The following is a 22,298-nucleotide window of genomic DNA, read 5'->3' on the forward strand; positions in this document are numbered from 1 at the left end:
TCCCCTTCGATGATGGTCAAGATCTCGGTAATCCTGCCAACCTATCGTCGCCCGGAGGCCACGCTGGCCGCCGTCGAAAGCGTACTTGAGCAGACGTATGGCCCCTGGGAGCTCATTGTCGTGGATGACAATGGCGAAGATTCTCGTTTCCAGATCGAAACTCGCCGGCAGCTGGAGCCGTACCTTTCAACGGGTGCCGTGAAGTACGTCACACACAGGATCAACCGTGGTGGGGCCGCCGCCCGGAATACTGGCGCAGAATACGCAACAGGTGATCTCTTCGCGTTTCTGGACAGTGATGATTCCTGGTACCCCCGGAAGCTGGAATTGCATGCAGCGGCCTATCGGGCTGCGGGCGCGGAAAACACAGGATTTCTGTACAACCGCGAGCGGATCAGCGACGGGTATTCAGAAGTGTTGTCTGGTGAGCCGCCTTCGAGCGACCCGCTTGCTCAGCAGATGAAGAAGTCCCTGGCGACCACCTCATCGCTCGTGATCCCATGTGAAGTTTTCAGGTCAATCGGGGGCTTTGCAGACCTGCCCTCTAGTCAGGAGGCCGATATCATTCTGCGAATCCTCGCATCGGGCCGCGAGCCGGTCTTTGTTGACGAAGTGCTGACTCGGCGCGACGTGTCCGGTGACGAGCGGATCTCAGCCAAGAAAGCGCTCGAGGACGACTCCTGGATTGCCGTTCGCCGCCCGTACATGAAGCTGGTCGACGACCGCACTCGAGCCGCTGTTGTGCGTAACTACCACATGCAGAAGATGTCGCAGCTTGTGGCGGCTGGGCACCGGCGCATGGCCGCAAAGGAGTTGCTGGCTGCGCTCACTGCGAGCCCGTATAGCTGGCAGTCATACCTGCGGGCTGTACAGCTTGTTCTGCCGCGCACCTTCACGGAGCGCCTGTATCCGCGCTGGAGGCGAGGGTGGGGGCGGTTCTTTTGACCGTGTTGTCCGGGATGCTGGATTGGTCGTCTGTCGACCGAGCTCCAGGCCTTGCGCGCCCCCATTCCGGCCACGGAGTCTGAGTGCCAATGGTCACTACCTGGGTGCCTCCGTCATGGATGTCGGTGTCGAAGCGTCAAGCGGAAGTCACCCTGGCCGTCCTCCTGGGGCTGATGGTGCTCGTACCCCTTGTGCGCTCCGTGTTTGGGGTTGGTTATTGGGTCTGGGCGGTGCCCGCTGTGTTGAGTGTGGTCGCCGCCACACTGGTGGTCGTGGCGCGCCCATCTGTCGCCCGTCCGCAGTTGCTCGGCATTTCGTTGATGATGGCGTTTGTGGCGGCGCTGACGGCGTCATCGATGATCAATGGATCCCTTGAGACAGTCGACGCGATGCGTCTCGCCGTGCTGGTCGTCGCTCTTTCGCTTGGCACGGTATTGAGAGTGCCGGAGGCGTTTCGCGCCTTCGTGCTTGTCGTGGTGGGAGGGGGCTTGTTCTTTTCCGTGGCGGTGATTGGTGTGACGGTCACCGGGCTCGGGCTTGAGGTGTTGCAGGAGCGGGATGGCTACCTGGCTACGGGCCTGAGGCAAGCCATGGCGCTCGCCGCTGCGGCCGGCATCCTGGTCGCTGTGGCGGCTTTCGGAGGCCGTTCACGGCGAACCATCATGCTCGTGCTCCTGTGCGCGGTGGCGGCCGTTGGGCTCGCGTTGAACCACGGCCGCGGTGCAATGTTGTGGGGCGTGGTGGCGGCCATGGTCGTGGTGGTCATAGGGCTTACGGCCAGCTTGATGCAGGGCGGCCGGTCGGTTCGCCTGGTGCGCGCCAGGCGGGCCATGTGGATCTGGCTGGCGGTCCCTGTGCTCCCGGTGGTCGTCACGTGGCTGGCGATGCTGGATCCACGCTCCGAGGGCCGGATACGCCGTGTACTCGAGAACCCGCTAGAAGCGGAATCCCGATTCTTGATCTGGGAACGCTCGATTGAGGCCATTGCTCAAGCGCCATGGATGGGGGGCGGGGTTGGATCGTACCGCGACATCCACCCGACCTACGCACACAACGTCTTTCTGCATGCGGCGGAAGATGGCGGAATTCTCGCGACGTGGATCTTGATGATCCTGGTCGCAGCTGCTCTGGTTGGAGCCGTTGTACGCATCTGGCGGCGGCCCGAGTGGTGGGGCTATGGCCTGGTGGGGATTCTGCTGGTGGTCGCGCTGAGCGCTCAGACGAGCACAAACCTTTATGACTGGATCGCTTTGTTTGTTCCGCTGGGGATCGTCTGGGGGTATCTCTCAAAAAGACCACCTGGCGGTGCAGCCCTCGACAGTGCAGGCGGGCAGCGCTGGGTGTCGGCTCGCTCGTCGTAAGTTCTTATGCGCGTTGAGTGGTCAGCGCTCGTGAGGGCCCGGGCTGGCCCTCGTTACGTGGCTACATCATTTGGATCGCCTGGAACCCCATCCGGAAAACCGTCGATTGATCATGCGTTATTCATTGATTATCCCGCACTTTAACGACCCGGAGAGACTGGCCCGGTTGCTGAGGACCGTGCCGACTGACCGCGACGGGCTGGAGGTGATCGTGGTCGATGATTGCAGCCCGGATCCGTCAGCGCTTGACCCTCTAAAGGAGGAGTGGCCTCGGGTGCGCTGGATGTCGACCACAAGAAATGGGGGTGCGGGAGCGGCGCGCAACGTGGGGCTGGAACATGCTCGAGGCATGTGGCTCGTTTTCGCCGATGCCGACGACGAGTTTCTACCGGGCGCGTTCGATGTGTTTGACGAGCATGTCGGCCCCGGGGACGAGCTTGTTTATTTTCTGGCCGAAGCCGTGCAGGAAGTCGATCGCTCGCCATCCAACCGGACCGATCGGATGAACGAGCTATGCCTGGGGTATCTGGATGCCCCCTCCGACAAGAAACTGGAAGCGCTAAAGCTGGGGCATGTGAATCCTGTGGCGAAGGTCTATTCGCGCGATTTCATCGAATCGGTCATCGGCAGGTTCGAAGAGACGCATGTGAGTAACGATGTTCGCTTCAATGTGTTGGCGGCCGTCCAGGCGACGCGCATACGAGTGGTTCCGAAGACGGTCTATAGGCTGTTTCGACGTAAGGGGAGCCTCACAGGAGCAGAGAACGTGGAGGCGCTGCTGGCGAGGATGCGGGTTCTGGGGCGCGTCAACCAGGCGCTTGAGGTGCTGCCCGTGTCCGGCCGGATGCATGCGGGTGGCTATCTTTACCGGGGCTTGCAGCAAGGGCCCTTGGTGTTCTTCCGGGTGCTGCGGGAAGCCTTCGCAAATGGCTTGTTCTGGCCGATGTTTCGCCGACTGACGATCCGTGAAGTACTCGGCTTTGTGCGCCGATCCAGGCGCGCCGGGAGTGAGCGCGCGCGCATGTAGACGCCATTGCGGTGGTGGCTTGTGGACCACGCATGAGGTATCCGACGGCGTCATGGTAATGCTATCCAGCGGGTAGGGCGGGGCGGGCAGTGCAGCCGTCAGAGCGATCCGCAGTGGCCGCGGAAGAAGCGGAAATAACCCCGGCGAGGCTCGCAAATTTCGGTACGGGTCACAGTTCAAACAAGACAGTGTCCGGTTCGTTGATCCGGGCAGTTTGTGCCTTTCATGACCATGATAGGTTGGACTTGGTTATGCGGCTGCAAAGCGCTCGTGTGGTGCCCGGACCTTCCGGTTTTTGGCCGAAGCGACGGGTTTTCCATCAGGCGTTCTTTGCAGGTGTTGGTTGCCGGTTCGCGCAAACACAGGGGGGTGAAAGGCGGCCGGAGATCTCTACGACACAGGCGACGTGGACTCTACTGAGATGGGTTTCCCGTGGATGAACTAGGGAATGCAGGCAGCCCCGCCGTTTCGGTCGTAATGCCCGTCTACAACGGTGAAAGGTTCGTAGAGGCAAGTATACGGTCGGTAATCGCGCAAACGTTTGCCGATTGGGAATTGATCGTAGTCGACGATGCCTCCAGCGATTCTTCCGGCTTGGTTATACGCAAGCTAGCGGAGGAAGATTCGCGAATCCGTGTAGTCCAGCTGGAGCACAATGGCGGCGCTGCGGTGGCGCGTAACAAGGCCACCGAGCTCGCCCGCGGAAGGTATATCGCCTTCCTGGATGGAGATGACCTCTGGCTGCCCCACAAGCTTGATCGACAGGTCGCCTTCATGCGCGAGACAGGCGCCACGTTTTCCTACGGTGCCTATCAGCGGGTGGATGAAAACGGCTTCCCCATCTCGCCTGTTGGAGTCCCCACGCGGCTCCATTATTCCGACCTCCTCAAGACATGTTACGTGGGCTGTTTGACGGCCATGTATGATACGAGCGTGTTGGGCAAACGCTATATGCCGCTGATTCGCAGGCGGCAGGATTATGCATTGTGGCTGGAACTGCTCAGAGACGGCGAGACAGCGATGGGTCTGAATGAAGTCCTCGGTCTGTATCGCGTCCGCTCTGATTCGATTTCGTCGAACAAGGCCTCAACGGCCTTCTATACCTGGCGGATGTATCGGGACGTAGAGGGGTTGTCGCCACCCAAGGCCTGGTACTACTTCGGCCAGTACGCACTGAGAGGCGTACTGCGACGCCGCTTCCCGGGCCTGGCAACCAGAATGGGGGTGCTGCACCCCATCAAGCGGCAACCATGAAGGTTCTGGTAACCGGAGCGACGGGCTTTGTGGGCGGCGCGGTGGTTTCCAGCCTGGCGCGTGAGCGCCGCTGGACCCCGGTGGCCGCTTCTCGTCGCCACGCGCTGTTGCCCGACGGTGCGGAGCTGGCAATAACCCCGTCGCTTGGCGCAGATGCGGATTGGAGCGATGCGCTGCAAGGCGTGGAGGGCGTAGTGCATGCGGCCGCGCGCGTCCACGTAATGGACGAGGAAGCGGCCGATCCGCTGGCGGAATATCGGCACACCAATGTGGAGGGCACGCTGGCACTGGCCTGGCAGGCCGCGCAGGCGGGTGTGCGGCGCTTCGTGTTCGTCAGCTCCATCAAGGTGAATGGCGAGCAGACGTCGCCCCATTGTGCGTTTACCGCGGAGGATGCCCCGGCCCCGGTGGACCCCTATGGTGTTTCGAAGGCGGAAGCGGAGGCGGGGCTGTTTGCGCTGGCCCGCGAGACTGGCATGGAGGTGGTCGTTGTTCGCCCCCCGCTGGTGTACGGCCCAGGCGCCGGAGGCAACTTCGCGCGGATGGCGCGCTGGGTGGGCAAGGGCGTGCCGCTCCCGCTGGGAGCACTGGACAATCGCCGCTCCCTGGTGGGGCTGGACAACCTCGTCGACCTGCTGGTTACGTGCCTGGAACACCCGGCGGCAGCAAACCGAGTGTTCCTCGCCGGGGACGGGGAAGACCTTTCAACGACGGGCCTGCTGCGAAGAGTGGCGGCGGCGATGGGGCGGCGAGCGCGGCTGGTGCCCGTGCCCCCGGCGCTCTTGCGCGCAGGGGCACGCGCCGTGGGCCGTGCCGAGATCGCCACGCGGCTGCTCGATTCCTTGCAGGTGGATATCACGCATACACGCCAGACACTGAGCTGGGAGCCCCCCGTCAGTGTCGACGAAGGCCTAAGACGCGCCGTCGCGCCATCCCGGGGGTAAAACCCAGGCCCCGCGCCTAACCTCCGCACGCCATCCCGCAGAGATCCCCACCCCCACAAAACCCACCCACCCCCCGCCCCCGTAGGAGGCCAGCCCCCTGGCCGATAGGAAGCTGAAGGAGAGCAATCGCGCAGAGGGCTGCGCTCCTACAAGGAGACCACCCACAACGCCCCTCACCCGTCCACACCCCACCAAACCTTGAGCCCGACCCCAAAAACATGCTCCAATCCGTGTTCAACTACTGAACGCACCCCTGTAGGAGGCCGACCCCTGGCCGATCACGCGTGCACGCCAAGCCATCGGCCAGAAGGCTCGCCTCCTACCTGGAAGACCCGCCCGCGGAACCCAGCCCTCGTGAACACCCTCATCACCACCTGTAATGGCCACTCATTGGCGCCGCACTCGGGTCGCTCCACAACGCCGACACCCTCGTCGAGCCACAATAACGCCTCATGCTGAACACCATCCGCAAACTGCACGCATTGCTCGATGCCCCAGGCCGGCGCCGTGCCTACCTGATGCTGCTGCTCATCGTGGCCCTGGCGTTCGTGGAAATGATCGGCGTGGCCTCCATCATGCCCTTCGTCATGGTGCTGGCGAACCCGGAAGTGGTCGAGACCAACCGCCACCTGAACGCCGTCTACACCGCGCTCGGGTTCGAGAGTACCGATCGGTTCATGTTCTTCCTCGGCGTCGTCATGATGTTGGCGTTGCTCACCACCATCACCTTCAAGGCGCTGGTTACCTACCTGATGCAGCGCTTCATGCACATGCGCAGCTACGCCCTGAGCCGCCACCTGGTGGAAAGCTACCTGCGCCAGCCTTACGACCACTTTCTTAACCGGCACAGCGCGGACCTTGGCAAGTCTATCCTCGCCGAGGCAGAACAGGTCGTAAAAGGCGCCCTGAAACCGCTCATGCTGTTCCTCGCCGGCGCGGCGGTAAGCCTCGCCATCATCATCCTGCTGTTCATCGTCGACCCAAGGTTGGCCGGAGCCATCACTGCGGGGCTGGCTCTGGGCTACGGCGGCATCTATCTCGTGGCTCGCGGCATTCTCAACCGCCTGGGCCGCCGCCGGGTGGCCGCCAATCGTGGCCGCTTCGAGGCGGTGCAGGAGTGCTTTGGTGGGATCAAAGAGGTAAAGGTCACCGGGCTGGAAGGTCCCTACCTGAAGCGCTTCGAGCAGCCCGCCAAGCGGTACGCCCGTACTCAGGCCTCCGCCGTGCTGTTCAAGGAGGTGCCAAAATACGCCCTCCAGGCCATGACCTACGGCGGTGCCTTTCTCGTCGTCCTTTACCTGCTGCGCCAGCCCGGGGGGCTTCAGGCGGCTATCCCTACGCTGGCCGTTTTCGCCCTCGGCGCGCAGCGGTTGTTGCCCGCCCTTGGCGACGTATACAAGAACCTGAGCCTGATGCGGTTCACCGACGCCGCCCTGGACAACCTGCACCAGGACCTCGCGCGCCTGCGGCGAGAAGAGACGCTGTCAACAAAGGAACTGAAAGGACGTCAGCCAGAGCCCCTGGGCCTGAACCACGCCATAGAGCTGGACCACATCAACTACACCTATCCCGGCGCGGAGCGCCCGGCGCTCAACGATCTAACCCTCACCATTCCGGCCCGCGCCACAGTCGGACTGGTGGGCGCCACCGGCAGCGGCAAGACCACCACGGTGGATATCATCCTCGGCCTGCTCACTCCCGGCGCAGGAGCGCTCAAAGTGGACGGGGCACCGATCACCCACGCAAACGTTCGCGCCTGGCAGCGCACCATCGGCTACGTACCACAGCATATCTACCTGTCCGACGATACCGTCGCCGCCAACATCGCCTTTGGTGTCCCGTCGGAGAAGATCGACCAGACCGCGGTAGAGCGTGCCGCCCGCATCGCCAACCTGCACGAGTTCGTGGTAAACGATATGCCCCAAGGCTACGCCACCCCCGTCGGCGAGCGCGGCGTACGCCTGTCCGGAGGCCAACGCCAACGTATAGGCATTGCCCGCGCCCTCTACCACGATCCCGAGGTGCTGATCCTCGACGAGGCCACTAGCGCTTTGGACAACCTCACCGAGCAGGCAGTGATGGAGGCGGTGCACAATCTTGGGCACCGTAAGACCATTATCCTCATCGCACACAGGCTCTCCACCGTGCGCGAGTGCGAACAGATCTTCCTGATGGAGACGGGCGAGGTGAAGGGGCAGGGGGGCTTCGACGAGCTCGCTGCGGCCAATGAGCGGTTTCGGGCTATGGCTTTTACGTACTGAAAACCGCGGCTTCATTGCCAGCTTTAGGTATGTGCAGCCCGCGTCAAGTTTAAGTGGTTTCCACGCCAAATCGCAACCTGTAAGATTCGTGAATTGATCATCTATGCGCGGAACAGCCCGCGGAGTTCATCATGTCATACCAATCAGAATTTGTGCGTAAAACTTTGACAAGAAGAAAGAATATAATATCTATCCGATAGGATTTATTAGAATGGACCAGCCTACAGCGCGGCTAGGTCATTAGCATCTCTTTATCTGTAGCTCGAGGATTGCAAGTGGGCTCGCTATTTGTGATTGGTTGACGTTGAAAATTTGGGGTCGCTATGTTCTCAATTGAAAAAAAATACATTCAGGATTTTTTTTATCGATGGGTTCAAGGGAGTGAAAAGACGTTATTTGCAATAAAATTCAATTTAGTCAAGGGAGTGTTGAGGTATCGCGCGAGCCTTCGATGGGACGACAGGGCTAAACAATATACCATTATAGATGATGCCGGTTGCAAGGTGGTATTCCCTAGAAAAGAGCGCTTAAAAAAGTATAAGGATGGAGCCAATGCCCGGTTAGATGTGATTGAGAACGAGTACATGGCGGGCGAAGTGCCATTGGTTGATGGGGATATCGTTATTGATGTTGGTGCGAACGTTGGGGAGTTCTCAAAGGCGCTACGAAGAAGGGCTAAAATTAGGGTTCTTGCAGTTGAACCGGATGAGTTGGAAGTGGAAGCTCTCAAAATCAATATGGAGGGCATCGATCATGAAGTCTATGGCGTCGCATTATGGAGTGAATCTTGTTATAAAGAATTTTATCCCGGCAATGAAACTGGGGATTCATCACTCTTCCAATCCCGTGAAGACATACAACCACTAAGAGTCGAGTGTCGAACGTTAGACGAGATACTTTCGAATAGTAGAGTTGTTGAAAGTTGGGAAACGATTAAGTTGATGAAGCTTGAGACAGAAGGCGCTGAGCCGGAAGTGTTGTTGGGGGCGAAGAGGACATTGGAGCGGGTTCAGTTTGTGTCGGCGGACGTGGGAGCTGAACGTGGGATAAATAAGGAGTCCACTCTATTGGAAGTCGAATCTATACTTCGCGATCAGGGATTCGAGCCGATTGGATTTTCGTTGCCCAGAGCGGTCATGCTTTTCCGAAATAGGAAGGTTTGACGGCCGCTGGAATGCTTCTTTATGGTCGTCGTCTTTGTGGTGGGCCGAACTCGAAAACCTCGTCGCATTCACATCCGATGAGGTGGCTCGTGAACCCACAAACTTCGGCTGGTTCGAGTGTGCAGGCTTGGTTGGAACGTGACGCTCGGCGGCGCAGTTTTGGTGGTCTGGGTGTCGTGAATCGGTTCGTACAGAGATGCCGGCCCATTTCTAAACAAGAGGGCGCCATGATTTATTACTTTGGACTGCCAGGTGCTGGCAAGACGACATTGGCGAAAAGAGTGGCGCTCTCAAACGGTGTTGCTCATAAATATGACGTTATAGCCAGGCCTGAGATGTGTTCAGAGTTGAGCTATCGATTTCGTTTTCTTCTGCGGAGCGGTTCGCAATTGAGAAAACAGCTCAGGATTTTTGACGCCTGGTCGTATCATAAGATCGCTAGCGATCCAGAGTTGGAAATGCGGATCGCTTTATTGTATGAGCTGTTTTTTTGTAACGTTAACTTTGATAGAGATAGCAGAAGAGGCCTTATGGGTCAGCTTAAAGCGATTGAAAGAGATTATGTGTTTGGGGTCGTGGCTCGGAAATATGATCAGGTATACTATGATGACGATGGGCTGCTTCAGCGGTTGGTGTCTCTTTTTGGCTTTCGAGGGTGCGTAGATTCGTCATGGGTGTTTTCGAACTACATTATAGATTGCCTTCCTGTTGCCGCTAAAATTGTGTACGTGAAGTGCCCTGTTGATATCTGTATTTCGCGAATGCAAACGCGGAGTGCGGGAGTCCCGTTGCCCTTAAGAAACAGAGATGATTTTTCGCAAGGGCTTTTCGATGCGCAAACCTATACTCATGGTTTGTTCGATTGGTTATCTGGGAGGGGGTTCTCGGTTTGCAGTGTGGATACCGTTGATCTCTCTCTAGATGAAGCGGTCGATGAAGTGAGAGGCTTCGTGTCGTGAAGAAAGCTCTTGTTGTGTTTTATAGTACGTCTAGTGGGGCGGGCTTCAAGGCCGAGAGGGTTTCTAATTACTTGGATAAGCTTGCAAGTGCTGGATTTAGTATTACTTACATTGGTCTTCCCGAGCGGGGAACGAGTGTCCGGACCCATGAGGAGCAAACCAATTGCACAATTACACAATCTACGATGGCCCGGATGGCCTTAGCGTTGTTTTCTTTTGTACGATTGCGTGTTATCCCAAATACTTTTAAGAGATTTCTCGTTTGTCGGCTACTGTCGCGTAAGGCCTGCAATTTGATGTCAAAGATAGATCCTGACGTAGTCCTTACGCAGCCGTATTTTCTCGGGCTAGTTCGCCGGGCGAAGATGCATGAAATCCCGGTGTTGCTTGAGTGTGACACTGATTTTCCGAAGTATATGTGGGACCAACTTGAGATGGCCCATTCGGACGCAGGGCTTGGTCTTCGTGGAGATAGAGATCCTTGGGATTATTATCCTTATGTCAGATCAGCTGTCGCAGCGATTGATTTGGCGACGCGCGTTATCGTTTTTAGTCGGCATGCGAAAAGGACGTTTTTGAGTGCAGGTGTCGATGATCGAAAGATTGTTTGCCACACACCACCGGTAACACCGGTAGTAGAGGGTTGCCCGGAGTTGTCGACTGATCCGCTTTTTCTGTGGGTTGGCAATCACGGTGTAAGAAAAGGGCTTCATGTGGTGCTGGACGCTTGGAAAAAGTATAAGAAACTTGGTGGGCCGGGTACGCTTAGAGTTTGTGGTGCTATCAGTCCGTCGCAGAGACGGATCAGGCGAGAGCTCAATAGGATTGATGGTGTCGAGGATCTTGGTCGTGTTGATCTAGATAAGCTTTTGGAGAAAGACATTCATGTTCTTATCAGCGTGAGTTATTCGGAAGGGTTTCCGAGAACCGTTCTGGAATCCATGTTGAGAGGGAGTCCAGTTGTGGCAAATTCAGTAGGGGGTGGGGAGATTTTGACACACTGGAGGGATGGGTGGGTCAGTGAGCTGGATGGAGGCCGTCTTTCGAATTGTCTTTTTGGTATTGCTGAGAATTGGGGCGATGTGCCAGGCGTTGGGCGCTCGGCAAGGTCACGGGCAATTGCAGTGACAGAGGGGTATTACGAACGGGTGATGTCTGAGGTTCTCGCTCAGTGCTCGTGATTCTATTTAAAATTGGTGTATTGACTCGTGTGTTGCTGGGTCTTAAAGGGTGTGTGGGCGGATGTTTTGAAACTACTTAGTGCTTTACAGGATTGGGGCATTAGTCGGGTTCCACGGCCCTTGGCGGCGTTAAGCTGGTTCGTCGCTGTATGGTCGTCCTTGAGATCTGGCGTTGATATAGAAATGAACGTTATGCCCAGGTGCTTCCGTGTCTTTTAGGTGGCTCTACATTGCAAGTGGTCCCGTACCGTCGGAAGCAGCCAATTCGGTTCATGTCGCGCACATGTGCGATGCGTTCATGGGGCATGGGCTGGAGGTAACCATTGCTCCTCCTTCTTTATCGTTACCGCGCTCGTCGCATTCAAGCTTGGGTCTCTATGGGGTGCAACGTACGATCGGGATTTATCCCCTGTGGAATCCGCAGGTTCGGGGCGGAGGGCTGGTCTACCGGCTGGCGCTGAGATGGCTGTTGTGTACCTCTGGAGCGCACATGGCCTATGGACGGTCGCTCCAGGGCTGCCGCATTGCTGCCGAAAGCGGGATGCCTACGGTCTTCGAACTACATAAGCCGGAGTGGGAGGTCAACGACCGCAATCGTGCCGACTTGGAGCGGCTTGTCGGGGGAAAAGGTTTCAGCGCAATCGTCTGTATTTCCGCAGCTTTGGAGGCCCATCTTGTGGGTGCGTTCCCGGAACTGAAAGGGCGGACTATCGTGGCCCATGACGCAGCGCCGACCTTAGGGAGGTCTGACGCCTTCGTCGAATCGGAAGAGTTTGTTGTCGGCTACTTTGGCAGCCTTCACAAGGGGAAAGGTGTGGAGACCTTGCTGGAGGTTGCACCTCGCTGCCCCTGGGCCACCTTTCGGATTGTCGGCGGGGACCCCTCGACCATCCAGACTTGGCGAGAAGAGCACGTAATACCTGCCAATGTGCATTTCTTGGGGCATTATGCGCACCGCGAACTTCCCACAATGATGGCGGAGTGTGACGTGCTGGTGGCGCCCTATCTGGAGAAGGTGTCGGTTCATGGTGGGGGCGGGGATGTGGCGCGATGGATGTCGCCGCTAAAGCTGTTTGAATACATGGCAATGTTGCGTCCGATTGTGGCGGCCGACTTGCCGGTTCTGCGCGAGGTACTGAGAGATGGTGAGAATGCCTTGCTGGCCGGGCCGGGGAACGTAGAGGAGTGGGTGCGAGCGCTGGAACTGCTACGCGACGATGGGGAGTTGGCGCGGCGGTTGGGGGAGCAGGCTCGTTCGGACTATGAAGCGCGGCATACATGGGATGCCCGTGCTGGTCATATCCTCTCGGAGCTGCGTCGGATTGGGGCAGTAAGCGCTTGAAGATTTTCTTTTACATCCAGTCGCTGACCGGCGGCGGGGCCGAGCGTGTAACGGCAGCCTTGGCCCGGCATCTGGTGGCCCAGGGCCATGATGTCGGCGTGGTGACCCTGGCTTCGGCGGAGGGGGATTTCTACCCGCTTGATGATCGTGTGCGCCGAGTCCCGCTGGACCTGGTGGGTGTCAACCGAGGGGTGGGCAAGCTCACCGCCAACTACAGGCGCTGGCGGGCACTGCACCGGGCTTTGAAGGCCGAGCAGCCCGATGTGGTGGTGGCGATGATGACGACATCCATCGTTCTCGCCATTCTTGCAGCCGTCGGTTTGCCCGTGCGGGTATACGGTTCCGAGCGCAACTACCCCGGGCGCAAGACGACCGGCCGCCCCTGGGCTTTACTGCGAAGGCTCGTCTACCGTTTGGCCGCTGGCCACATTGCGCAGACCCGGGAGGCGGCGGTCTGGCTGGAGCGCCACACTGGTGCGCGTAATGTTCATGTGATCCCCAACCCGGTGATCTGGCCGATTCCCTCCTTCCCCCCCGAGGTAGCCACGGGGAGCGTTGTGTCGCCGGAGCGCAAGGTCATCCTGGCGGTGGGCAGCAAGCCGGAGCAGAAGGGGTTCGACCTGCTGGTGCGTGCCTTCTCCACTCTGGCGAAAGATTGGCCCGAATGGGACCTGGTGATCCTCGGTGTGGACGCGGGCTCGTCGGCGGCCTGTGGCGGTAGTGCCGTGGTTGAGCGGCTGGCTGAGCAGAGTGGGCTATCGGAGCGGCTCCATCTGCCGGGACGAGTTGGCAATGTGATGGAGTGGTACGAGCGCGCCGATATCTTTGTGCTCAGCTCCCGCTACGAGGGCTTCCCGAACGTGCTACTGGAGGCGATGGCCGCCGGGTGTCCATGCGTTGCGTTTGATTGTGATACGGGGCCGCGTGACATTATTGAGGATGGTGTAAATGGCTTGTTGGTGCCTGCTGAAGATGTCGAGAAGTTGCGCGACCGTATGGCTGGCTTGGTGGCCAATGCGGCTATCCGGACGGAGCTTGGTGGGCAGGCCGTTCAGGTGCGGAAGGCATTTTCAGAGGAACGCATCATGGCGCTGTGGCAGCAGGTGTTGCAGTGATTGTTCATTTCATTGGCGGTGCGGGTACCGGAAAATCCACGCTTTTGGGGCTCGCGGTAGCCGAGAGCGGATTCCTGGTGCCACCACAAGGCATAAGACGCATTCTTTCCCCTGCTGACTGGCTCCTTCCGTTGGCTTTTCCGCTGTCGTGGTCTCTAGGGCGTCTCCTGGTGGCTTGTAATCGCAAGGGTATCGATGGCCCCGGAGCCTGTACGTGGGCAGGGGTCGTTGCGATCCAGCGGGCTCGACAGTGGACATTGCCTCACCAACGCGTATATGTGATCGATCAAGCCATGGCCAATTCGTTGCGAAAAGATGGTGGCGCGAGCGCGGCAGCCCTTGTGGCGCGGCTGCCGCTGCCAGACATGGTTGTTCACGTTTCGGCTCCCGGCGCCGTCAGGGCGGCGCGGGTCGCGTTGCGTGACAAGTCGGACCATATGCCCAAACGCTACTTGGCCGGTGCACAGGCGATTGAGGCAGGAAGCGCTCGCGCACGACAGTGGAATGCGCTTTGGGGGCCAGATGAGGCTTTGCGTTGCCTGCGGGCGTGGAGTCGGTGGCAGTGCCGCCCCGTGCTGGACGACAGCATCCTTCAAACGATGTTGGAGGAGTCGATTGACCAGCCGTTGACGGAGAAGGATGGAGCGGCGTTACGAAACCAGCCCGTGCGCGAGCGGGAGAGGTGGTTACGTGATGCATTCGTGGACCACGGCGTTCACTGGCTTGATGTCGTCAATGATGGCCGGGAGCCCGCGGAGGTGCATGCGCGGCGGATTGCCGAAGCGATTCATCAGTGGCGCGGCTGAGCCTGCTTGTCGCCAACCTGGGCGGTGGGGGGGCTCAGGGGGTTTGCGTGACGCTGGCCAACGGGCTGGCGGATCGGGGGCACGATGTGGAGGTCGTCGCTTTGACGACCAAGGATGCCCGCCGTATGGCAGATGTTAGTGCTCAGGTGCGCATCGTGGATCTGGGTGTGCAGCGCGCCCGCGGTGCCTGGCGCCCGCTGGTGGCGCATTACCGGGCGGCCCCTCCGGATGCGGTACTGGCGTTTGCTGTGGAACTGTGGGTGCTGATGATGGCTGTGCGGTGGCGCATGCGAGCGCGTTTCCGCCTGGTGGTGCGGACCATCAATACACTCAGTGCGGTCGCCGGTTCTTCTCGCTCGTTAACGCGGCGATGGCTGGATTATGGTCTTCGGGTGGTGTACCGACGTGCGGATCATGTGGTGGCGCAGTCGCAGGGGATGGCGGCTGAACTGATGGAGCGGTACCGTGTGCCGCGCGACAGGCTTAGCGTAATTCCCAACCCTGTGTCCCCGGTTTTGCTGGCGGGGGGCGAGCAAAGCGTGCGGTTGCCCGTGGAGGGTCCGTACCTGCTGTATGCCGGTCGCCTTGAGCCACAGAAGGGTCTTGATCGGCTGCTCGCAGCCTTTGCCCGCACGATGGACCAATGCCCCGAGCTACAGCTCGTGATGCTCGGGGACGGAAGCCTGAAGGAAGACCTGGAAGCACAAGCCGAAGAGCTTGGAGCTGGAGACCGGGTGCATTTTCTGGGTTATCAGCACGATCTTGAGCCTTGGTATCGGCATGCTTGTGCGACAGTGCTGACCTCGCATTATGAGGGCCTGCCGAATGTGCTGATCGAGTCGATCGCGCTGGGAACGCCGGTGGTGAGTTTCGACTGCCCGAATGGCCCGTCCGAGATCGTGGTCGACGGGGTGAATGGCTATCTGGTTCCCGAGGGCGACGTGGACAGGCTCAGGGATGCCTTTCTGAACATTCTCGCCGGAAATATTGACCGGGAGGCCGTGCGCGGAACCGCCAACCGGTTTCTCGTCGAACACGTTGTAGCCCGGTATGAATCTTTGCTGGTGAGTGGGGCGTGGCTGACTCGGTGCGAAACGGATGATTGAATGAGCGGTGGTCAGCTGGCAGATAAACAGCGGGGTGTGGTGAAGGTGGTATGGGTGGTGAGTACCCTGCGGCGAAGGGGACCCACGAATCAGCTTCATTCGTTGTTGGCTCATCTGGATCGTACGCGTTTTGTTCCATCGGTCGTGACGTTGTCGCCCGAGCCATCCGATTCTCTTTGGAAAGATTTTGCCGCCCTGGATGTGGAGTGCCTTTCTCTCGGGCTTTCTCGCTGGGAGGGGCTGCTCGTCGCGCGGCGTCGTCTTGAGCGGCTGCTCGAAACCATGACCCCGGATTTGGTGCATACGCATGGCATTCGTGCGGATCGACTTGCTGCCAGGCTGAAGGGCCCGTGGCCGCGGGTGGCTACGATCCACAACTTCCCGGAATTGGATTATCCGCTGACCTATGGCAGGACTGTGGGGTGGCTCATGGTGTGCGCGCATGTGGCAGCCATGCGGCGATTGGATTTGTGCATCGGGGTGTCTGGAGCCGTGGCACAGAACTTGTCCGAACGGTATGGGGTTGAGCGTGCGGTTGGTATCCCGAATGGGGTTTTCTCCGTTGCGGATACCGTGGCTGACCTTGATGAGAAGCGGGCCCTGCGCCGTCGGTTGGAATTGCCTGAGAAGGGACCCATTGGAGTGGTGGTCGGCCATCTCTCAAGGCGCAAGAACCCATTGTTCCTGATCCGCCGGTGGCAGGCGCTCCAGCCAGCTGCGGGGGAGGCGCAGCTGCTTTTCCTGGGCGATGGCGAGTTGTTGGAGGCCTGCCGGGAAGAGGCGAAGGGGGATTCCTCCATCCATCTGATGGGTCGGGTAGGCAATGTGAATGAATACATGAGGGCCTGCGATCTCTATCTGTCGCCGTCTGTCGCCGAAGGTTTGCCAATGGCGGCGATTGAGGCGCTGGCGGCGGGACTGCCGCTGTTGTTGTCGGATATACCACCTCACCGTGAGATCGTCTCGCTGGCACCCAGTGTGGGACGGTTGTTCAGGGTGAATGATGCGGCGGATTTTGCGCTGCAGTTACAGAACCTGTTGGCCGCGGAACACGCGTCCATGGCGGAGGCCGCGCTGGCATTGGCGCGCGGCGAGCTTGGTGCGGCCACCATGGCAAGGCGTTATCAGGCCGAATACGAGCAGTTGTTGAAATGATGCGCGAGCCTCTTCGTTGGTTACGGAACGTCGGCCGGGCCCAGTGGCAGGATGCGGGAATGCGTCTGCGTTACGGCAAAGGTGCTCCGCGCTTTGCTGAACGTATCTGGGTGGATCCACGGGCGCTGGATCGGCGTATTAATTTGTCGGGAGCTGGGTCAGGTGTTGTTCTAGGGGGGGGCTGGGATCAGGCCGCCAAACCCCTGCGTGAGGACGATCGGGTGACGATTGCCTGCCGGAAACATTGGCTGGAAGGATACACGTGGGATGAGGCGGGGGTGTTCGATCACTTTGCCAAGGCGCTGGAAAAGCGTGGACAAAGGGATGGGTGCCGAACCATGGCGGACGTGCGCGCACGCTATGAGCGGCTGGACCGTTTGTTCGAGCAGGTGAAGGCCGAAGGTTTATTGCGGCCACAGGGTGAGATCGCGCCTTGGAGCTTCCGAGAGTACGACGGCATCCTGGTGCATGTGGATCGCCATGGGCGCCCCATTTTTGGGCGACGAGGGTGCCATCGGCTTGCTGTGGCACGACTGCTGGAGATCGAACGCATACCAGCCCAGGTGGGAGTGGTGCATGAAAAGGCACTTCCCGATTGGAGGGCGGCTTTCCAATGACGACTTTGGTGACGGGTGGTGCAGGGTATATTGGCAGCCACATGGTTCGCTATCTGCAGGAGCAGGGGCGGGCAGTGGTGGTTTTGGACGACTTGTCTACTGGGCATCGGTGGGCGGTCCCCGATGGACTCCTGGAGGTGGCTGATCTGACGGACCGCGCGGCGGTGGAAGCCGTTTTCGCTCGTTATGACATTGAGGCGGTGATCCACTTTGCAGCGAGTAGTCTGGTAGGGGAGTCGCGGCGGCTGCCGTTGGCCTATTACGAGAACAATGTGGGCGGCACCCTCAACTTGGTGCATGCCTGTCTGAAACGTGGCGTGGAGCGATTTGTGTTTTCGTCCACCGCTGCGGTCTACGGTGAGCCGGGTGTGGACTTGATTGCCGAAGACCAGGCGTTGCATCCCATCAACCCCTATGGAGCGACCAAGGCGGCCTGCGAACGGTTGCTGATGGATGTCGGTATTCCGCACGTGTCGCTGCGGTACTTCAACGCTGCCGGCGCAGCGCCGGATGCCCAACTGGGGGAATGTCATGAGCCGGAGACGCACCTGATTCCGCGCGTGTTGCAGGCTGCATCGGGGCGGGGTGATGAAATTACAGTGTTTGGAGAGGATTATCCGACTCCAGATGGAACCTGCGTACGGGACTACATCCACGTCCAGGATCTGGTCCAGGCTCATGCATTGGCTCTTGATTACCTCGAAAGCGGGGGCGGCTCGCGGGCGTTTAATTGTGGCTATGGGCGTGGATATTCGGTGCGTGACGTGATCGACGCTTGCAGCCAAGTAACTGGCCGGACGATTCCGGTGAGCTACGGACCACGCCGGGAAGGGGATCCGCCACGGCTGGTGGCCGATGGATCAGCGTTGCGGCAGATGATGGGCTGGGAACCAGCGTATGACGATCTGGAGACCATCGTTGCAGACGCTTGGCGGTGGGAACAGGCGCTGGCGAGCAAGCAACCTTGAACTCATATTGCCTGGATCGGCTCATGGGTGGATTACACTGTTTTTGCCCCACTGCATTCCATCGGGAGGCGCGTTCTGGTTATTCGGTATACAGCATTGACTGAGGGTAACCAGTTGGGCATCTCTGTGCTGATGGCAGTCCATGCCAGCGACGCTACGGATCTTTTGGACGCAGCGATTGCCAGTATCACCGTCGAGCAGACTCGGAAGCCGGACCAGTTGGTGTTGGTCAAGGATGGCCCGTTGCCTGTGAAACACAGCCAGGTGGTGGACCGGTGGCAGTCTCGGCTTGGGCAAGGACTGGAGGTGGTCTCGCTCCATGAAAGTTCTGGCCTCGGAGGGGCGCTGAACACTGGACTTCAACGGTGCCAGTATCCCCTAGTGGCGAGAATGGACGCAGACGACCTGGCGTTTCCGGTACGCCTGGAGCGTCAGGGCGCCTTCATGGAGAAGAACCTGGATATCGCTTTGGTGGGTAGTTCGGCTCAGGAGCTGGATCTGGAGGGGAATCCGGGCCCGCTCAGGCGAGTGGCCGAGGAACATGACGCGCTGGTAGGGCGGCTTTGGGCGTGTCCGTTTATTCACCCCTCGGTGATGTTTCGGCGGGATCTGATACGGGGTGTTGGTGGTTATGATGCGTCGCTTCGACGGCGGCAGGATTATGAGTTGTGGTTTCGTGTGGCGCAGGCAGGAGGGCGCTTCGCGAACATCGGAGAGCCGTTGATCTGGTACCGGTTTAATCGTGATACGCACAAGAAGCAAAGCACCTTGGCGGCGTGGAGGCAGGGTGTAATCGGCTTTCGCGGCTCACGAAAGGTGGGCCTGCCTGTCTGGAAGCAGGTGGCCTGTTTTGCTCCTTTTTTCAGGTCGTTGCTACCGCTGTGGGCGCAGCATGGAGTCTATCGCCTGTCGAGCCCGTTCGACCCCCGCCGATAACGGCATGGCGCATAGGAGGCCAGCCTTTGGCCGATATCCCACGCCAGACCAACCCCCATCGGCCAGAGGGCTGGCCTCCTACAGGGGGGTGAGATCGGAGAATGTAGGGACGCCGAAAAATTCTGCTGATGCCAGGAGTGCCTGATCGAGGGTTAGCAATGGAGCCCCGCTGGCCTCGGCGCACGCCAGATGCAGGGCGTCCAGCGTCCTCAGGCTTGTACGGCGTGTGAGCAGCCAGTGCATGGCTCGGTCAAAGGCACTTGGGTCCAGTGCAACGAGGCGAAAACGCCCCTCGCGAACGTCTTCGTGAAAGGCCGACTCGATCCGGTTGGCCTGGGCCTCGTCCAGTTCACCCATGCGGACCCACCGGGCCAGTGCCGAAGCAAACTCGACACGCACCAGTTCACTGATGACGGGCGGCTGGCGCTGTGCGAGCAAGAGTCGTTCGATGGTGTCACTGGCGGGTTCGCTGCGGTAAAACGGCAGGACTGCACTGGTGTCTGCGTAGAACATCAGTAGCGTTCGGTATCCCGCAGGGTGCGAACCGTATCGACGGACGCCTCCCGCATGGCCGGCACGCTCTGCCGCAAGTCTGCACGGGAACGAAACGCCGGGGGCTCCCCCGCGGGCCGTACCACGCGTGCGACAGGCCGACCCCGACGCAGGATGCAGACCTCCTCGCCTCGCTCTACCTCTTTCAGGATGCTCGAGAGCTGTTCGCGCGCATCGCGGACGTTGACCTCTTTCATGTCGCTCCAGATTTCAATGTGTACACATAAACTGTACACAAAATCCGGTTCAGGGCAAGCGACGAGAAGCCGGCTTGCCGCGAAATGCCTGCGTGCGTCGGGTTGTGGTTAGGGGCCTTCGCGGGTGGGTCCGGCCCCACAGAGGGAAGCATTCGGTGTAGGAGGCCAGCCCTCTGGCCGATTGGATGTTGGACAGGCCCAATCGGCCAGAGGGCTGGCCTCCTACAGGGGGGTGGCAGCGGGGGCCTTGGAATGTGGTTGGGTGGGGGATATGCTTGAGGCATATGCAAAGGATGTGGGGTTTGGCGATGAAGCGGCGCACGGCGAGTTTGTTCCGAAATGGACGTAGCCAGGCAGTTCGGCTGCCCAAGGGTTTTGCGTTCGATGCGGATGAGGTGGTGATTGAAAAGCGTGGGGATGCATTGATTCTGCGCGCCAAGCCGAGGTCCTGGGATGATTATTTCCAGGGGGCTGGAGAGACCCTGCCGGATGACTTTCCCGATTCGATCGAGGATCGCGTGGCGCAGGATCGCGAGGCGTTGTGATCTATGCGTTACATGCTGGATACGAACATCTGTATCTACATCATGAAACGCCGACCGCCGGAGGTGCACGCCCGGCTGCGTGGTGTCCCAGTTGGGGAGGTGGGCCTTTCTGCTGTCGTTCTGGCGGAATTGCGGTATGGGGTTCGCCGGTCAAGTCAGAGGGAACGTAGCGAGGCTGCACTGGAGCGCTTTCTGGCTTTTGCGAGGGTGTGCGACTGGCCGGAAGAAGCGGCCGAACATTACGGCGACATCCGCGCCGAGCTGGAACGCGTGGGTACTCCGATTGGTGCAAACGACCTGTTGATCGCAGCGCATGCTCGGGCCATTGGGGCCGTGCTGGTAACGAATAACGGACGTGAATTCGAGCGTGTATCCGGGCTGCAGGTGGAGAATTGGGTGGCGGCGCATTGACCGCGTGTCGGTATCGCGGCGGCGGGGGGCTTCGCGGGCGGGCCCGCTCCCACAGGGGGTGGCAGTCGGTGTAGGAGGCCAGCCCCCTGGCCGATGGGGCCTGTCCAACATCCAATCGGCCAGGGGGCTGGCCTCCTACAGGGATGGGGTTGGGTTGGTGTGGGTGATCGGCCAGGGGGCTGGCCTCCTACATAGAGAGGGGTTTGCTATACTTGTATAGCAGCTGTCTGGAGGAAGAAACATGTTGGCTTTGCGTCTGCCTGAAGATGTCGAGAAGCGTTTGGCCGCTTTGGCGAAAGCGACAGGGCGCAGCAAAAGCTTCTATGCGCGCGAAGCGATCGTGCAGCACCTTGAGGATCTCGAAGACATCTATTTGGCTGAGCAGCGCCTGATTGACCACCGCAAGGGAAGCGGAGAAACGGTCTCCATGGATGAGATGAGGCGCCGACTTGAGCTGGACGATTGAGTTCGACAAGCGCGTAGAGAAGGACCTGCGAGCGCTCGATAAGCAAGCAGTAAACCGCATTCTGAAGTATCTGGCCGAGCGGGTCGCGCCCGCGGATGATCCTCGCCGGTTCGGTAAACCGCTTTCTGGGGAGTTGGGCGAGTATTGGCGGTATCGAGTGGGGCCCTACCGCGTGCTGGCCACCATCGAGGACGAAGCGCTGCGGATACTCGTCGTTCGGGTGGCGCATCGGAACCATGTTTACCGACAGTAGCGCATTCGCCTTTGGTGCGAATTTGGGTTTCTGTCGTTTCCTTCCGTATGAAAGGCGTATCGCGCACGGGCCGCACCTCTACAACGGGTATTCGGAGTAGGAGGCCAGCCCCCTGGCCGATCACCCACGCCAGACCAACCCCAATCGGCCAGGGGGCTGGCCTCCTACGGGTACGGGTACGGGATGGTGGGGTGGGTGGTTTTGTGATGGGGTTTGGATTAGCGTGCGGGGTGTCGTGAGTTGGAGAGGTTGTGATGGACGAGTGGGCCGAGCGTTTGGCGGGGTTGGGGACTTCGGAGATTGGGCGTGTCATCGAAGGGATGCTGCGCGGGATGGGGTATGTGCTGGTGGATGCGCCGCCGGATGATCGCAATGTGTGGCAGGAGTATGTGGTGGCTCCGGCGCGCGGTGGCGACGACGCACCGCGCTTGATTGTGGGCGTGGCGCGTGATCGTGACAGCGAGGTGGAGCCGCCGGAGCTGGAGGCCTTTGCCGCGGGGCGCGAGGGAGTTGATCGCGGGATGTATGTGAGCCTGGCCGGGTTTGCGCCGGAGGCGCGTGAGCAGGCGGCGGAGCTGGCGATGCCGGTGATTTTGCTGGAGCCGGCGGATGTGGCGGAGCGGCTGCGCAGCCACTGGGGTGCGCTGGATGGCGAGACGCAGGCGCTGGTCGAGGGGCGTGGCTAGCGGTTTGATCAAGGCGTGATGTTTCTTCAAGAGAGGCCCTTCCCCATC

At 59.8% G+C, this 22,298-nt stretch carries 24 protein-coding genes; 22 read left to right on the top strand and 2 right to left on the bottom strand.

Going from position 1 to position 22,298, the window contains the following annotated elements; genetic code table 11:
- The first annotated feature begins 9 nt into the window (after positions 1-9).
- The 17 genes from C935_RS12850 to C935_RS0109400 all read left to right on the top strand — a co-directional run bounded on the left by C935_RS12850 (position 10) and on the right by C935_RS0109400 (position 19,140).
- Positions 10-945, top strand: coding sequence for a glycosyltransferase family 2 protein (locus C935_RS12850; protein WP_018862234.1), 936 nt, complete (start codon positions 10-12; stop codon positions 943-945).
- An 89-nt stretch (positions 946-1,034) separates the two neighbouring features.
- Positions 1,035-2,306, top strand: coding sequence for an O-antigen ligase (locus C935_RS0109330; RefSeq protein WP_018862235.1), 1,272 nt, complete (start codon positions 1,035-1,037; stop codon positions 2,304-2,306).
- Positions 2,307-2,418: 112 nt separating this feature from the next.
- Positions 2,419-3,333, top strand: coding sequence for a glycosyltransferase family 2 protein (locus C935_RS0109335; RefSeq protein WP_038044514.1), 915 nt, complete (start codon positions 2,419-2,421; stop codon positions 3,331-3,333).
- A gap of 477 nt (positions 3,334-3,810) precedes the next feature.
- Complete coding sequence (locus C935_RS0109340) at positions 3,811-4,587, top strand: glycosyltransferase family A protein (protein ID WP_018862237.1); 777 nt, start codon at positions 3,811-3,813, stop codon at positions 4,585-4,587.
- Positions 4,584-5,531 carry an NAD-dependent epimerase/dehydratase family protein gene (locus C935_RS0109345; protein ID WP_018862238.1) on the top strand — a complete coding sequence of 316 codons (948 nt, stop codon included), beginning with the start codon at positions 4,584-4,586 and terminating at the stop codon, positions 5,529-5,531. Before C935_RS0109340 ends, C935_RS0109345 begins: the two co-directional genes overlap by 4 nt.
- 452 nt (positions 5,532-5,983) lie before the next feature.
- Positions 5,984-7,792 carry an ABC transporter ATP-binding protein gene (locus C935_RS0109350; RefSeq protein WP_018862239.1) on the top strand — a complete coding sequence of 603 codons (1,809 nt, stop codon included), beginning with the start codon at positions 5,984-5,986 and terminating at the stop codon, positions 7,790-7,792.
- A 323-nt stretch (positions 7,793-8,115) separates the two neighbouring features.
- Positions 8,116-8,955: an FkbM family methyltransferase gene (locus C935_RS13100; RefSeq protein WP_081616597.1), complete on the top strand. Its 840-nt coding sequence runs from the start codon at positions 8,116-8,118 to the stop codon at positions 8,953-8,955.
- A gap of 227 nt (positions 8,956-9,182) precedes the next feature.
- Positions 9,183-9,914, top strand: coding sequence for a hypothetical protein (locus tag C935_RS13280; protein WP_155996731.1), 732 nt, complete (start codon positions 9,183-9,185; stop codon positions 9,912-9,914).
- Entirely contained in the window at positions 9,911-11,095 is a 1,185-nt protein-coding gene (locus tag C935_RS13105) for a glycosyltransferase family 4 protein (RefSeq protein ID WP_155996732.1), read from the top strand. The genes C935_RS13280 and C935_RS13105 overlap by 4 nt, the downstream gene beginning before the upstream one ends.
- 490 nt (positions 11,096-11,585) lie before the next feature.
- Positions 11,586-12,437 (top strand): glycosyltransferase family 4 protein, encoded by an 852-nt coding sequence (locus tag C935_RS0109365; protein WP_018862242.1) that lies wholly within the window; start codon positions 11,586-11,588, stop codon positions 12,435-12,437.
- Complete coding sequence (locus C935_RS0109370) at positions 12,434-13,552, top strand: glycosyltransferase family 4 protein (RefSeq protein ID WP_018862243.1); 1,119 nt, start codon at positions 12,434-12,436, stop codon at positions 13,550-13,552. Before C935_RS0109365 ends, C935_RS0109370 begins: the two co-directional genes overlap by 4 nt.
- Before the next feature lie 293 nt (positions 13,553-13,845).
- Positions 13,846-14,358 carry a hypothetical protein gene (locus C935_RS0109375; protein WP_018862244.1) on the top strand — a complete coding sequence of 171 codons (513 nt, stop codon included), beginning with the start codon at positions 13,846-13,848 and terminating at the stop codon, positions 14,356-14,358.
- Complete coding sequence (locus C935_RS0109380) at positions 14,346-15,464, top strand: glycosyltransferase (protein WP_018862245.1); 1,119 nt, start codon at positions 14,346-14,348, stop codon at positions 15,462-15,464. Before C935_RS0109375 ends, C935_RS0109380 begins: the two co-directional genes overlap by 13 nt.
- Complete coding sequence (locus C935_RS12780) at positions 15,465-16,619, top strand: glycosyltransferase family 4 protein (protein ID WP_018862246.1); 1,155 nt, start codon at positions 15,465-15,467, stop codon at positions 16,617-16,619.
- A 59-nt stretch (positions 16,620-16,678) separates the two neighbouring features.
- Positions 16,679-17,236, top strand: a complete 558-nt coding sequence (locus tag C935_RS13285) for a hypothetical protein (RefSeq protein ID WP_018862247.1) — start codon at positions 16,679-16,681, stop codon at positions 17,234-17,236.
- Entirely contained in the window at positions 17,233-18,204 is a 972-nt protein-coding gene (galE, locus tag C935_RS0109395) for a UDP-glucose 4-epimerase GalE (protein WP_018862248.1), read from the top strand. Before C935_RS13285 ends, galE begins: the two co-directional genes overlap by 4 nt.
- A gap of 27 nt (positions 18,205-18,231) precedes the next feature.
- On the top strand, positions 18,232-19,140 hold the full coding sequence (locus tag C935_RS0109400; RefSeq protein WP_018862249.1) for a glycosyltransferase: 909 nt from the start codon (positions 18,232-18,234) through the stop codon (positions 19,138-19,140).
- Between the two features lie 78 nt (positions 19,141-19,218).
- On the opposite strand, the gene C935_RS0109405 is transcribed toward C935_RS0109400, so the two are convergent.
- Complete coding sequence (locus C935_RS0109405; protein WP_018862250.1) at positions 19,219-19,653, bottom strand: type II toxin-antitoxin system VapC family toxin; 435 nt, start codon at positions 19,651-19,653, stop codon at positions 19,219-19,221.
- Complete coding sequence (locus tag C935_RS0109410) at positions 19,653-19,889, bottom strand: type II toxin-antitoxin system Phd/YefM family antitoxin (RefSeq protein ID WP_018862251.1); 237 nt, start codon at positions 19,887-19,889, stop codon at positions 19,653-19,655. Before C935_RS0109410 ends, C935_RS0109405 begins: the two co-directional genes overlap by 1 nt.
- A gap of 308 nt (positions 19,890-20,197) precedes the next feature.
- Here C935_RS0109410 and C935_RS0109415 point away from each other — a divergent pair, with 308 nt between their 5' ends.
- The 5 genes from C935_RS0109415 to C935_RS0109435 all read left to right on the top strand — a co-directional run bounded on the left by C935_RS0109415 (position 20,198) and on the right by C935_RS0109435 (position 22,250).
- Positions 20,198-20,434, top strand: coding sequence for an AbrB/MazE/SpoVT family DNA-binding domain-containing protein (locus C935_RS0109415; protein WP_018862252.1), 237 nt, complete (start codon positions 20,198-20,200; stop codon positions 20,432-20,434).
- A 3-nt stretch (positions 20,435-20,437) separates the two neighbouring features.
- Positions 20,438-20,845, top strand: coding sequence for a type II toxin-antitoxin system VapC family toxin (locus tag C935_RS0109420; RefSeq protein WP_018862253.1), 408 nt, complete (start codon positions 20,438-20,440; stop codon positions 20,843-20,845).
- 241 nt (positions 20,846-21,086) lie between these two features.
- The gene (locus tag C935_RS0109425; RefSeq protein ID WP_018140871.1) at positions 21,087-21,311 is read left to right on the top strand and encodes a DUF6290 family protein; all 225 of its coding nucleotides are present in this window, start codon (positions 21,087-21,089) and stop codon (positions 21,309-21,311) included.
- On the top strand, positions 21,295-21,564 hold the full coding sequence (locus C935_RS0109430; RefSeq protein ID WP_018862254.1) for a type II toxin-antitoxin system RelE/ParE family toxin: 270 nt from the start codon (positions 21,295-21,297) through the stop codon (positions 21,562-21,564). Before C935_RS0109425 ends, C935_RS0109430 begins: the two co-directional genes overlap by 17 nt.
- Before the next feature lie 254 nt (positions 21,565-21,818).
- Positions 21,819-22,250: a restriction endonuclease gene (locus tag C935_RS0109435; protein ID WP_018862255.1), complete on the top strand. Its 432-nt coding sequence runs from the start codon at positions 21,819-21,821 to the stop codon at positions 22,248-22,250.
- The last annotated feature ends 48 nt before the right edge of the window (positions 22,251-22,298 follow it).

Source organism: Thioalkalivibrio sp. ALJ3 (assembly GCF_000377205.1).
GTDB lineage: Bacteria > Pseudomonadota > Gammaproteobacteria > Ectothiorhodospirales > Ectothiorhodospiraceae > Thioalkalivibrio.